This window comes from Janthinobacterium sp. C22 (assembly GCF_057919405.1).
This window is the reverse complement of sequence record NZ_CP193659.1, coordinates 6,280,127-6,293,604: the sequence shown is the minus strand read 5'-3', so window position 1 is coordinate 6,293,604 and position 13,478 is coordinate 6,280,127. Positions and strand designations below refer to the sequence as shown.

Sequence of the window (13,478 nt, the reverse complement as noted above, 5' to 3'; positions counted from 1 at the left end):
GATCTTAGTCTGGCGTGGACTTTTCGCTGACCTGGGCTGAGGCGAAGGTGGCCATTTCGCGCATGAAGTTGACGGCCGCGTGCAGCAGCGGCAAGGCCAGCGCCGATCCCGTGCCTTCACCGAGGCGCAAATCGAGGTGCAGCAGCGGACGCGCTCCGAGGCTTTCCAGCAACTGGCGATGGCCGTTTTCATCGGAGCAGTGCGAAAACACGCAATAATCGAGGATGGCTGGCTGCAGACGGGCCGCCGCCAGCAGGGCGCTGCTGACGATGAAGCCGTCGATCAGCAGAATCATGCGCCGTTCGGCTGCTTTCAGCATGGCGCCGGCCATCATGGCGATCTCGAAGCCGCCAAAGGTGGCCAGCATGTCGAGCGGCTCATGGACTGCCGCATGATGGGCGACGGCCGCTTCGATCACCTGCTGCTTGTGCAATATGCCTTCCTTGGACAGGCCGGTGCCGGCGCCCACGCAGTCGGCGACCGGCGTTTGCGTCAGCTTGTGCATCAGTGCGGCTGCTGCAGTGGTATTGCCGATGCCCATTTCACCAAAGCCCAGCACATTGCCGTCCAAGGTGGCGGCCAGGTCCATGCCCGCCTGCATGGCGGCCAGGCATTGTTCCCGGCTCATCGCGGGTTCTTGGGCAAAATTGCGGGTGCCGGGGCCTTGCTTGCGGTCGAGCAAGCCGTCGCGCGGGCCGAAATCGTGGTTCACCCCGGCGTCTACTATATAGAGGGCGCAATCGGCCTGGCGGGCAAAGACGTTGATGGCGGCGCCGTTGCCGAGGAAGTTCTCCACCATTTGCCAGGTCACGCTTTGCGGATAGGCGGAAATGCCTTCCGCGACGACCCCATGGTCAGCCGCAAAAACGATGATGGCTGGCTGGTGCAATGCCAGCTGCGTGCTTTGCTGGATCAGGCCAATCTGGCGGGCCAAGGTTTCCAGCATGCCGAGGCTGCCCAGCGGCTTGGTCTTGCTATTGATGGCGTGTTCGAGTGCGCTGGCCAGTGCGGGATTGGCGGTGGAGCAGATGTGTGGAATAGGCATGGGAATTTATATGGATGAGGCAAGGTATGGTCGGCGCTACGATATCACACAGCAATATTTGCTCAGATGCAAATTAGCGCTTGCGGGGCGTGCGGGGCAAGGCTATAATTCGCCCCCTCGCTGAACGACGCATGTAAATGCAGCGTAAAGTGAGAAAAAGAAGGAGTTGACGGATGTAGTGAAATGCCTCATACTCTTCCTTCTTCGCAGCTGACAAACACAACGCTTTGTCGATAGCGCGAAAGTAGCACCGAATACAGTTCTTTAACAATTAACAGTCGATAAGTGTGGGCATTTGATGTAGTGCAGCAGTGATCTTCGGATTGCTGTAATGCTTAAAATATCAAATGTTCACAAGAAATAATGAAATAGGATACTTCTTCGGAAGTAGCCTGTCAGTTTTTTGAGTGAGCAAACACCTCGCAATGCGAGGGGTTTGAACTAGTTAAATAGTTCGACCATGCCTGTAAAAGGGCAAAGTAACAGAGATTAAACTGAAGAGTTTGATCCTGGCTCAGATTGAACGCTGGCGGCATGCCTTACACATGCAAGTCGAACGGCAGCACGGAGCTTGCTCTGGTGGCGAGTGGCGAACGGGTGAGTAATATATCGGAACGTACCCTGGAGTGGGGGATAACGTAGCGAAAGTTACGCTAATACCGCATACGATCTACGGATGAAAGTGGGGGATCGCAAGACCTCATGCTCGTGGAGCGGCCGATATCTGATTAGCTAGTTGGTAGGGTAAAAGCCTACCAAGGCATCGATCAGTAGCTGGTCTGAGAGGACGACCAGCCACACTGGAACTGAGACACGGTCCAGACTCCTACGGGAGGCAGCAGTGGGGAATTTTGGACAATGGGCGAAAGCCTGATCCAGCAATGCCGCGTGAGTGAAGAAGGCCTTCGGGTTGTAAAGCTCTTTTGTCAGGGAAGAAACGGTGAGAGCTAATATCTCTTGCTAATGACGGTACCTGAAGAATAAGCACCGGCTAACTACGTGCCAGCAGCCGCGGTAATACGTAGGGTGCAAGCGTTAATCGGAATTACTGGGCGTAAAGCGTGCGCAGGCGGTTTTGTAAGTCTGATGTGAAATCCCCGGGCTCAACCTGGGAATTGCATTGGAGACTGCAAGGCTAGAATCTGGCAGAGGGGGTAGAATTCCACGTGTAGCAGTGAAATGCGTAGATATGTGGAGGAACACCGATGGCGAAGGCAGCCCCCTGGGTCAAGATTGACGCTCATGCACGAAAGCGTGGGGAGCAAACAGGATTAGATACCCTGGTAGTCCACGCCCTAAACGATGTCTACTAGTTGTCGGGTCTTAATTGACTTGGTAACGCAGCTAACGCGTGAAGTAGACCGCCTGGGGAGTACGGTCGCAAGATTAAAACTCAAAGGAATTGACGGGGACCCGCACAAGCGGTGGATGATGTGGATTAATTCGATGCAACGCGAAAAACCTTACCTACCCTTGACATGGCTGGAATCCCCGAGAGATTGGGGAGTGCTCGAAAGAGAACCAGTACACAGGTGCTGCATGGCTGTCGTCAGCTCGTGTCGTGAGATGTTGGGTTAAGTCCCGCAACGAGCGCAACCCTTGTCATTAGTTGCTACGAAAGGGCACTCTAATGAGACTGCCGGTGACAAACCGGAGGAAGGTGGGGATGACGTCAAGTCCTCATGGCCCTTATGGGTAGGGCTTCACACGTCATACAATGGTACATACAGAGCGCCGCCAACCCGCGAGGGGGAGCTAATCGCAGAAAGTGTATCGTAGTCCGGATTGTAGTCTGCAACTCGACTGCATGAAGTTGGAATCGCTAGTAATCGCGGATCAGCATGTCGCGGTGAATACGTTCCCGGGTCTTGTACACACCGCCCGTCACACCATGGGAGCGGGTTTTACCAGAAGTAGGTAGCTTAACCGTAAGGAGGGCGCTTACCACGGTAGGATTCGTGACTGGGGTGAAGTCGTAACAAGGTAGCCGTATCGGAAGGTGCGGCTGGATCACCTCCTTTCTAGAGTTTGCACGAATCAGTAATGATTCACGCATCAAATGTTCACACTTATCGGCTGTTAATAAAGAAGAACAGCATTTGGGGCTGTAGCTCAGCTGGTTAGAGCACCGTGTTGATAACGCGGGGGTCGTTGGTTCGAGTCCAACCAGCCCTACCAGTTTCTGTAGTCTGGAAATACCCTAGGGGGATTAGCTCAGCTGGGAGAGCACCTGCTTTGCAAGCAGGGGGTCGTCGGTTCGATCCCGTCATCCTCCACCAAAAGTTCAAACGTAAATCAGCGCAGATGGCGCCGGGATTTAGGTTTGGTCTTTTCGAGATCAAGTGCTGTATGTTCTTTAACAATCTGGAAGAAGTAAAGATTATTTATTGATCGGTTTGCCGTAAAAAGCGAATCGATGGGTAATGATTGTATGTATCAACAAACAAGCAACAACGTTGTACTTTCTTATCCCTGTAGCGCTCTTTGATTACCTAGTGATCAGAGGCTAACGTTATAGGGACAAGCGAATAAGTGCACATGGTGGATGCCTTGGCGATTACAGGCGATGAAGGACGTAGTAGCTTGCGATAAGCTGCGGGGAGTGAGCAAACACACTTTGATCCGCAGATTTCCGAATGGGGCAACCCACCCTTTTAGGGTATTGCATACTGAATACATAGGTATGCAAGGCGAACGCGGCGAACTGAAACATCTAAGTAGCTGCAGGAAAAGAAATCAACCGAGATTCCCAAAGTAGCGGCGAGCGAAATGGGAGGAGCCTGTACGTGATAGTCGGACCGATAACAGAATCCCCTGGAAATGGGAGCCATAGCGGGTGATAGCCCCGTATGTGAAATCGGACCGGTGGTACTAAGCGTACGACAAGTAGGGCGGGACACGTGACATCCTGTCTGAATATGGGGGGACCATCCTCCAAGGCTAAATACTCGTAATCGACCGATAGTGAACCAGTACCGTGAGGGAAAGGCGAAAAGAACCCCGGAAGGGGAGTGAAATAGATCCTGAAACCGTGTGCATACAAACAGTAGGAGCGGACTTGTTCCGTGACTGCGTACCTTTTGTATAATGGGTCAGCGACTTACATTCAGTGGCAAGGTTAACCATATAGGGAAGCCGTAGAGAAATCGAGTCCGAATAGGGCGATCAGTCGCTGGGTGTAGACCCGAAACCAAGTGATCTACTCATGGCCAGGATGAAGGTGCGGTAACACGCCCTGGAGGTCCGAACCCACTAATGTTGAAAAATTAGGGGATGAGCTGTGGGTAGGGGTGAAAGGCTAAACAAACTTGGAAATAGCTGGTTCTCTCCGAAAACTATTTAGGTAGTGCCTCAAGTATCACCATCGGGGGTAGAGCACTGTTATGGCTAGGGGGTCATTGCGACTTACCAAACCATTGCAAACTCCGAATACCGATGAGTGCGAGCTTGGGAGACAGACGTCGGGTGCTAACGTCCGGCGTCAAGAGGGAAACAACCCAGACCGCCAGCTAAGGTCCCAAAGATTGGCTAAGTGGAAAACGAAGTGGGAAGGCTAAAACAGTCAGGATGTTGGCTTAGAAGCAGCCATCATTTAAAGAAAGCGTAATAGCTCACTGATCGAGTCGTCCTGCGCGGAAGATGTAACGGGGCTAAGCCAGTCACCGAAGCTGCGGATATTGTTCTGTGATTTATCACAGATATATATGGTAGGAGAGCGTTCTGTAAGCCTGCGAAGGTGTCTTGTAAAGGATGCTGGAGGTATCAGAAGTGCGAATGCTGACATGAGTAGCGATAATGGGGGTGAAAAGCCTCCACGCCGTAAGCCCAAGGTTTCCTGTTCAACGTTCATCGGAGCAGGGTGAGTCGGCCCCTAAGGCGAGGCAGAGATGCGTAGCTGATGGGAAGCAGGTTAATATTCCTGCACCGTCGTATGATGCGATGGGGGGACGGATCGCGGAAGGTTGTCTGACTGTTGGAATAGTCAGTTTCTGTCTCATAGAAGGCGCTTAGGCAAATCCGGGCGCGGAATTCAAGGGGATGGGACGAGTGAATTTATTCACGAAGCAATCGGAAGTGGTTCCAAGAAAAGCCTCTAAGCTTCAGTCATACGAGACCGTACCGCAAACCGACACAGGTGGGCGAGATGAGTATTCTAAGGCGCTTGAGAGAACTCGGGAGAAGGAACTCGGCAAATTGGTACCGTAACTTCGGGAAAAGGTACGCCCCGGTAGCTTGATTGGTTTACTCCATGAGGGTGAAAGGGTTGCAATAAACTGGTGGCTGCGACTGTTTAATAAAAACACAGCACTCTGCAAACACGAAAGTGGACGTATAGGGTGTGACGCCTGCCCGGTGCTGGAAGATTAAATGATGGGGTGCAAGCTCTTGATTGAAGTCCCAGTAAACGGCGGCCGTAACTATAACGGTCCTAAGGTAGCGAAATTCCTTGTCGGGTAAGTTCCGACCTGCACGAATGGCGTAACGATGGCCACACTGTCTCCTCCCGAGACTCAGCGAAGTTGAAATGTTTGTGATGATGCAATCTACCCGCGGCTAGACGGAAAGACCCCATGAACCTTTACTGTAGCTTTGCATTGGACTTTGAACCAATCTGTGTAGGATAGGTGGGAGGCTTTGAAGCGGGGACGCTAGTTCTCGTGGAGCCAACCTTGAAATACCACCCTGGTTTGTTTGAGGTTCTAACCTTGGTCCGTTATCCGGATCGGGGACAGTGCATGGTAGGCAGTTTGACTGGGGCGGTCTCCTCCTAAAGTGTAACGGAGGAGTTCGAAGGTACGCTAGATACGGTCGGACATCGTGTTGATAGTGCAATGGCATAAGCGTGCTTAACTGCGAGACTGACAAGTCGAGCAGGTACGAAAGTAGGACATAGTGATCCGGTGGTTCTGTATGGAAGGGCCATCGCTCAACGGATAAAAGGTACTCTGGGGATAACAGGCTGATTCCTCCCAAGAGTTCATATCGACGGGGAGTTTGGCACCTCGATGTCGGCTCATCACATCCTGGGGCTGTAGCCGGTCCCAAGGGTATGGCTGTTCGCCATTTAAAGTGGTACGTGAGCTGGGTTTAAAACGTCGTGAGACAGTTTGGTCCCTATCTGCCGTGGGCGTTGGAAATTTGAAGGGGGCTGCTCCTAGTACGAGAGGACCGGAGTGGACGAACCTCTGGTGTACCGGTTGTCACGCCAGTGGCATTGCCGGGTAGCTAAGTTCGGAAGAGATAACCGCTGAAAGCATCTAAGCGGGAAACTTGCCTTGAGATGAGATTTCCCAGAGCCTTGAGCTCTTTGAAGGGTCGTTCGAGACCAGGACGTTGATAGGCTGGGTGTGGAAGTGCAGTAATGCATTAAGCTAACCAGTACTAATTGCCCGTACGGCTTGTCCCTATAACCTTAGCAGGTACAGAGGATAAGACGGTACAACGTTGCGTGTGTGTTGATACACCAATTCATTACCCCAATCTTTGCTTCTTCCAGATTCAGGCTTTGTCGCTCCACTGAGGACAAATGCCGGTACAAGTTATGCCTGATGACCATAGCAAGTTGGTCCCACCCCTTCCCATCCCGAACAGGACCGTGAAACAACTTTGCGCCGATGATAGTGCTGCAACCAGTGTGAAAGTAGGTTATCGTCAGGCTTGTTATTTGGTGAAACAGCCCCCGGCTGTTTCACCTAAAGAAAAACCCGATCAGCCATGGTCGGGTTTTTTTCGTCTGGCGGTTTTGTGTCGGTGCTTGTCGGCTTACGCTGCGCTAAGCCGACCTACGCCGACCTGCGCAGACGGACGGTCAGACCCTCGATAGCGCCAACGCCAAGGTGTCATCGCCAACTTACCCGGATGCGTGCTGCAGGTTCTATCTGCTCACGTCTTCCCAGTTCACGCCAAATTTCGTCAGATATTTTTTCAGCCTGTCGGCATCATTCGGCTTGGCTTTCGCATCACGCGATACGGCATACAGCTTGCGGCCCGCATCGGACATATTGTTCGACTGCCGGCAGACTTTGATCACGGCCTGCAGCTGCAGCGCATCGAACAGGTCGAGTTGCGCGACCGCTTCCGCTCCCATGATGTCTGCTAGATCCACGTTGTCTGTCGACGGACCATCAGAATGCTGCCACAGGCGCTTCAGGCGTGCGACTTCATCGTCGACGACTTTGTCCGTGATGCGGCCTGCTTCCGACAAGGTGGCCAGGCGGGTGACAGCAGCGGACAAATCGCGGAAATTGCCACTCCAGCGGGCCGATGGCGAGCTGGCGAAGCGCAAGAAGCGCTCGCGTGCCTCCTTGTTGAAGCGCACTCTTTCGCCCGTCTCCGCACCGTACTGCGCCAGCAGGTAGTCGAGGTTCGGTTCGATGTCTTCCGGCCGCTGCGCCAGACCCGGTAATTCGTACGTCCACAGGTTGATGCGTGCATACAGGTCTTCGCGGAAGCGGCCGGCGGCCACTTCTTTTCCCAGATCGCGGTTGGTGCCGGCGATCAGCTGGAAGTCGCTTTGCACTTCCGTATCGGCGCCAACAGGAAAGAAGCGTTTTTCTTCGATGGCTTTCAGCAGCATCGCCTGTTCATCGAGTCCCAGTTCGCCGATTTCATCGAGAAACAGCAAGCCCTTGTGTGCGCTGCGCAGCAAGCCTGGCCGGTCCGCACCGGCGCCCGTGAATGCCCCCTTGATATGACCGAACAAGGTAGAGGCTGCGCCATCGCCGTGCAGGGTGGCGCAATTGAGGTCGATGAATTTTCCGTCGATCTGGTGACGCGATTTTTTCAGTTCATAGATGCGGCGCGCAAGAAAGGACTTGCCGGCACCGGTAGGTCCCATCAGCAGCATGGGTGCGCGCGACTTGATGGCGACGCGTTCGATTTCCTCGATCATGCTGTTGAACTTCGCATTGCGCGTGGCGATGCCGGACTTCAGGAAGGCCACGCCCTCGGCCTGCTCGCGCGTAAAGCGCTGGGCGATCTGGTCGTAGCGCGACAGATCGAGGTCGATCAGCGTGTAGTTGCCCGGATTGCCGGCGGCCTGCCGTTTTGGCGGCGACGTCTGCACGAGGCGGCCCGGGAAATAGCGGGCTTCCGTCATCAGGAACATGCAGATTTGCGCCACGTGGCTGCCAGTGGTGATGTGGATCCAGTACTCCTCCTTGTCCGGATCGAAGGCGTAGCTGTTGGCAAAATCGTAGAGCGCGCCGTACACGTCCTCAAAATCCCAGGCATCGCTGATGGGTAGTTCATGGGCGACCAGCCTTGTTTCAGGCGAGACGCTGGCGATGTCCTGCGATACCTGGCGCACCAGGCTGGCAAACTGCTCGCCGGCGTACAGCAGCTCAAAGCGGTCGATGATCTTGTCTTCGTGCTGGGTCAGGGCGACGCTGGGGCGCCACTTTTCCCAGCGCGCCGCTCCTCTGCCATTGTCGAGCTGTGTGCCGAGAAAACCGATGACGACGGTACGTTTTGCTTGCATGGTTGGGATAAATATTTATCTTAAAAGATAATTGTATTCCAAATCACCGTGGCAGGGATATTTTCAACGCACAGCTTACGTGAAAATATTATTTAATGAAATCAATGGTTTATGGAAATGTTTGAGGAAATATTGAAAGCTGGCACGGCGTTTGCAATAGAGGAGATACCAACGAGATAAACGTAGAGAGCAGAGAGGAACGAAAAATGGCCAACGCCCACTTATTCCAGAGCGCACAACAGACCGCGGCCTTGCCATCGGCACTGGCACGCAATGCCGAAGGCGCGCCGGCCTATGCGCTGACGCCCCGGCATCAGCTGGCGCAATACGCGGCCACCGGCTGCCTGAACACGACGTTCTATGCCAGCGCCGAAGCGCAGCTGGCGATGGTACTGGAACTGTGCAAGGCCGTCGAACCAGCCTTCATCGCGCAAACGGCCGTGTACTGCCGCGAGCGGGGCTATATGAAAGACATGCCGGCCTTGCTGGTGGCCGTGCTGGCGGGGCAGGGCGCTGCAGAATTGACGCAGGCCTTCCAGCGCGTGATTAACAACGGCAAGATGCTGCGCAACTTCGTGCAGATCATGCGTTCGGGCGCCGTGGGCCGCAAGTCGCTGGGATCGCGTCCGAAAAAGCTGGTGCAAGCCTGGTTGAACAACGCATCCGAGCAGGCCTTGCTGGCCGCTGCCGTGGGCAATGCGCCGTCGCTGGCCGACGTGGTGAAGATGGTGCACCCGAAACCGCAGGCAGCGTGGCGGGAGGCATTCTTTGCCTGGCTGATCGGCAAGGAATACCAACGCGATGCCTTGCCGCCGGCACTGGCCGCGTTCGAGGCATACAAGGCCGATCCTGCGCAGCCGATACCGGCAGTGCCGTTCCAGATGCTGACGGCGTTGCCCCTGAACGCGGAAAGCTGGGCGCAGATCGCGCGCCAGGGCGGCTGGCAGATGGTGCGCATGAATCTGAATACCTTTGCCCGCCATGGCGTGTACGACTTAGCCGGCATGCCGGAACTGATCGCCGCCAAGCTGCGCGATCCCGAGGCGATCGCCAGCTCGCGCGTGTTTCCCTACCAGCTGATGTCGGCGTACATGGCGGCCGGCGAGAACGTGCCGGCCGTCGTGCGCGATGCGCTGGAACAGGCGCTGGAAAAATCGCTGGCGAACGTGCCGCGGATTGCCGGCAAGGTGGTGGTGTGTCCCGACGTTTCCGGCTCGATGGCCTCGCCCGTCAGCGGTTTTCGCGGCAGCGCCACCTCGAACGTGCGCTGCATCGACGTGGCTGCCCTGGTGGCGGCAGCCATGCTGCGCAAGAATCCGGACGCCGTGGTGCTGCCGTTCGAGCACAACGTGGTGCAGTGCGCACTTGGCGCCGATGACAGCGTGATGGCGAATGCGGCCAGGCTGGCGGCCATCGGCGGTGGCGGCACCAATTGCAGCGCGCCCCTGCTGCGCATGAATGGCAGGAAGGAGCTGGCCGACCTGGTGATCTATGTGTCCGATAACGAATCGTGGATCGACGCGAAGCGCAGCGGCGCCACGGCGACGATGGGGCAGTGGAATGTCTTCAAGCAGCGTAATCCGCAGGCAAAGCTGGTATGCATCGATATTTCGCCGCACGCCACGACCCAGGCGATGGAGCGCGAGGATATCCTGAATATCGGCGGTTTTTCCGACGACGTATTCAGGATCATCGCCGCCTTTGCCGCGGGACAGCTGGACCCGGTCCACTGGGTGGGAGAAATCGCCGCCATCGATATCGCGGCACCAAGTTGTTGAAGTAAAGCGCATGAATGCGGACAAGACTACATGAGAGACGTCCTGTCCAAGCTTGTCATGCGCCGCAGTACCCCGAATGCCGACAGGATTACATCGATCAGCCGCGTCAAACCGGCCTGCCAGCCGCAGTGCGCCTGGCAGAAAATCCTGTCCCCCTTGTCGGGTTGTCGTACTGATGAATGCCGGTGGAACTACATCCAGAGCCGATGCGTCGGCAATGTTTCACCAATCCTTGTCATCACCCCCTATACAATAGAAGAAGAGCATAGCGATGAAAAACGAAGAATACGAAGTTCTGCATACCGAAGGCAGCCGTCCAGTGAAGATGTGGACGCGTGGCGTGCCTGTCGAAGAAGCGGCCAAAAAACAATTGCGCAACACGGCGACCCTGCCGTTCATCTACAAGCACATCGCCGTCATGCCCGATGTCCACCTGGGTAAAGGGTCGACCATCGGCAGCGTGATCCCTACCCTGGGCGCGGTGATTCCGGCGGCCGTGGGCGTGGATATCGGTTGCGGCATGATGGCGGCGAAAACCACGCTGACGGCGAATGATCTGCCCGATAACCTGGGACCGCTGCGCAGCGCCATCGAGCGCGCCATTCCGCACGGGATGTCGCCGAAGACGCGCGGTCACCGCGGCCGCGACGAAGGTTCCTGGCATACGCCGCCCTCGGTGGTCGACGCCGCTTGGCTGCAGCTGAAGGATGAATTCGATGCGATCTGCCTGAAAACGCCCAAGCTGAAAAACACGAACAATTATCGTCACCTGGGAACTTTGGGTAGCGGTAATCACTTCGTCGAAGTCTGTCTCGATGAACAGGGCTCTGTATGGTTCATGCTGCATTCCGGTTCGCGCGGCGTGGGCAATGCCATCGGCACGCATTTCATCGAACTGGCCAAGCAGGATATGCGTACCCACTTCATCAACCTGCCCGACCAGGACCTGGCCTATCTGGCCGAAGGCACGCAGCATTACGACGATTACGTGGAAGCGGTGGGCTGGGCCCAGCGTTTCGCGCGCAACAACCGCGAAGTGATGATGCAAAACCTGATCACGGCCGTGCGCACCGTCATCCATAAACCGTTCCAGACGCACGTGGAAGCCGTCAACTGCCACCATAACTATGTGCAGAAGGAGCACCACTTCGGCAAGGACGTGCTGGTCACGCGCAAGGGCGCCGTCTCGGCCCGCGCCGGCGAACTGGGGATCATTCCCGGTTCCATGGGCGCGAAGAGTTTTATCGTGCGCGGCAAGGGTAATGCGGACAGTTTCCATAGCTGCAGCCACGGTGCGGGACGCACGATGAGCCGCACGGAAGCGAAGCGGCGCTTCAACCTGGCCGACCAGATCCGCGCCACGCAAGGCGTGGAATGCCGCAAGGATGAGAACGTGATCGATGAAATTCCGATGGCTTACAAGGATATCGATGCGGTGATGCTGGCGCAGCGCGAGCTGGTTGACGTGGTGCATATCCTGAAGCAGGTCGTTTGCGTCAAAGGTTAACAGAGAGAAAGTAGAGATGATAGAAATTGATGGAGCGCAAGGTGAAGGCGGTGGACAGATTTTGCGCTCGGCGCTGAGCCTGTCGATGATTACGGGGCAGCCGTTCCGGCTGATTAACATTCGCGCGGGACGGGACAAGCCCGGCTTGCTGCGCCAGCATTTGCTGGCCGTGCAAGCGGCGGCCGCCATTTGCGGGGCGCGCACGACGCCGGTGGCGCTGCGCGCAGCCAGCCTGGAATTCGTGCCTGGCGCCATACGCGGCGGCGATTACCGCTTTGCCATCGGCAGTGCCGGCAGTTGCACCCTGGTACTGCAAACCCTGCTGCCGGCCCTGTTGCATGCGGATGGGCCGTCCACCGTGCGCATCAGCGGCGGCACGCACAATGCCATGGCGCCGCCCGTGCATTTCCTGCAGCGCGCGTATGGCCGCATCCTGGAACAGATGGGCGCCGAGGTAGAGATTACGCAGCAGCGCTATGGCTTTCATCCCGCGGGCGGCGGCGAAGTGATTGCCGCGGTGCAACCGTGCCAGCGCTTGCGGCCCATTTCACTGCTGCAGCGCGGCGAGCGGAAGACCGGGTATGCGGAAAGCGTGGTGGCCGGCGTGCATGTGAACGTGGCGCAGCGCGAGCTCGAGCGCGTCGCCGACGGCATGGGCTGGAGCGGCAAGCAGCTGCGCCTCGTCGGCTTGCCGGCGGAGCAGGGCCCGGGCAACGTCCTGTTGCTGACATTGGAGCATGAACACGTCACGGAAGTATTTACGTCGTTCGGCGAAAAGTCCTTGCTGGCCGAATCCGTGGCCAAGCGCCTGTTGAACGAGGTGCGCGCTTATCTCAAGACGGACGCGGCCGTGGGCGAGCACCTGGCCGACCAGCTCTTGCTGCCCATGGCGCTGGCCGGTGGAGGTACTTTCAGCTGCAACAAGGTGTCGCAGCATGCGCTGACGAATGCGGAAGTGATTGCCAGATTTTTACCCGTGCGTATTACTTTCGAGCAGCAGGCGCGGGCCAGCATCTGCACGGTGGCCGCCGCCTGACGTACGCGGTGACACAAATACCTGTTGCAGCTGTTCCAAATTGATACATGGGCAGCCGGATCAGGGGTATGTACGCATGGCATGGCATTTGCTCTTCTTGAGATATTGACTAAAAAAACCAAGGAGACCAGCATGACCTATTCCATCCGTACCCTGCTCGGCGTGGCCGCCGCCGGCGCCGTTGCCCTTACTTCCCTGCTGACCTTGCCGCATGCCTATGCGCATGGCAATGTCACGCCGCAAGGCGTCGACACCACGGGCTTGCCCAAGGTGGGCGACAAGTGGCTCGAGCAAAACCCGTATCGGGGCAACAAGCTGGCCCTGACAGTGGGCACGTCGGCCTACAACCAGAATTGCGCGCGCTGCCACGGCATCGAAGCCATCTCGGGCGGCATCGCACCGGACTTGCGCCAGCTGGACCGCGACTGCTTCGGTATCAAGAATGAGACAAAGAAACAGGCTTGCTATAAGGAAACGGACAATTACTATCTCACCACCATCCGCCACGGTAAAGTGCGCAATGGCGCCGTGTACATGCCGCCGTTCGAAGGCGTGTTCAACCAGGAAGCCATGTGGGCCATCAAGACCTATCTGGAAACCCGCCGCGAGTCCAATTAAGCCGAATTGATCAC

General features: G+C 56.4%; 6 protein-coding genes, 2 tRNA genes and 3 rRNA genes. 9 read left to right on the top strand and 2 right to left on the bottom strand.

The window, feature by feature from the left end:
• Positions 1-4: 4 nt before the first annotated feature.
• On the bottom strand, positions 5-1,045 hold the full coding sequence (cobT, locus tag ACRHIG_RS29475; RefSeq protein WP_489628803.1) for a nicotinate-nucleotide--dimethylbenzimidazole phosphoribosyltransferase: 1,041 nt from the start codon (positions 1,043-1,045) through the stop codon (positions 5-7).
• Positions 1,046-1,536: 491 nt separating this feature from the next.
• Between cobT and ACRHIG_RS29470 the strand changes: the two genes are divergently transcribed.
• The 5 genes from ACRHIG_RS29470 (at position 1,537) to rrf (ending at position 6,703) form a co-directional block, all read left to right on the top strand.
• Positions 1,537-3,066, top strand: a 16S ribosomal RNA gene (locus ACRHIG_RS29470).
• Between the two features lie 80 nt (positions 3,067-3,146).
• Positions 3,147-3,223: transfer RNA gene (locus tag ACRHIG_RS29465), tRNA-Ile, on the top strand.
• A 25-nt stretch (positions 3,224-3,248) separates the two neighbouring features.
• Positions 3,249-3,324 (top strand) — tRNA-Ala (locus tag ACRHIG_RS29460).
• Positions 3,325-3,563: 239 nt separating this feature from the next.
• Positions 3,564-6,452: ribosomal RNA gene (locus tag ACRHIG_RS29455) — 23S ribosomal RNA — on the top strand.
• Between the two features lie 138 nt (positions 6,453-6,590).
• Positions 6,591-6,703, top strand: a 5S ribosomal RNA gene (rrf, locus tag ACRHIG_RS29450).
• Together the 16S, 23S and 5S rRNA genes with 2 tRNA genes alongside form the textbook arrangement of a ribosomal RNA operon.
• Positions 6,704-6,920: 217 nt before the next feature.
• On the opposite strand, the gene rtcR is transcribed toward rrf, so the two are convergent.
• Positions 6,921-8,525 (bottom strand): RNA repair transcriptional activator RtcR, encoded by a 1,605-nt coding sequence (rtcR, locus tag ACRHIG_RS29445; RefSeq protein WP_489628802.1) that lies wholly within the window; start codon positions 8,523-8,525, stop codon positions 6,921-6,923.
• Positions 8,526-8,731: 206 nt separating this feature from the next.
• Here rtcR and ACRHIG_RS29440 point away from each other — a divergent pair, with 206 nt between their 5' ends.
• The 4 genes from ACRHIG_RS29440 to pedF all read left to right on the top strand — a co-directional run bounded on the left by ACRHIG_RS29440 (position 8,732) and on the right by pedF (position 13,464).
• A complete protein-coding gene (locus ACRHIG_RS29440; RefSeq protein ID WP_489628801.1) occupies positions 8,732-10,303 on the top strand; it encodes an RNA-binding protein in 1,572 nt (523 codons plus the stop codon).
• A 271-nt stretch (positions 10,304-10,574) separates the two neighbouring features.
• On the top strand, positions 10,575-11,810 hold the full coding sequence (locus ACRHIG_RS29435; RefSeq protein WP_475415104.1) for an RtcB family protein: 1,236 nt from the start codon (positions 10,575-10,577) through the stop codon (positions 11,808-11,810).
• A gap of 16 nt (positions 11,811-11,826) precedes the next feature.
• On the top strand, positions 11,827-12,846 hold the full coding sequence (gene rtcA / locus ACRHIG_RS29430) for an RNA 3'-terminal phosphate cyclase (protein WP_489628800.1): 1,020 nt from the start codon (positions 11,827-11,829) through the stop codon (positions 12,844-12,846).
• Between the two features lie 132 nt (positions 12,847-12,978).
• Positions 12,979-13,464 (top strand): cytochrome c-550 PedF, encoded by a 486-nt coding sequence (pedF, locus tag ACRHIG_RS29425; protein WP_035824926.1) that lies wholly within the window; start codon positions 12,979-12,981, stop codon positions 13,462-13,464.
• Positions 13,465-13,478: the final 14 nt, after the last annotated feature.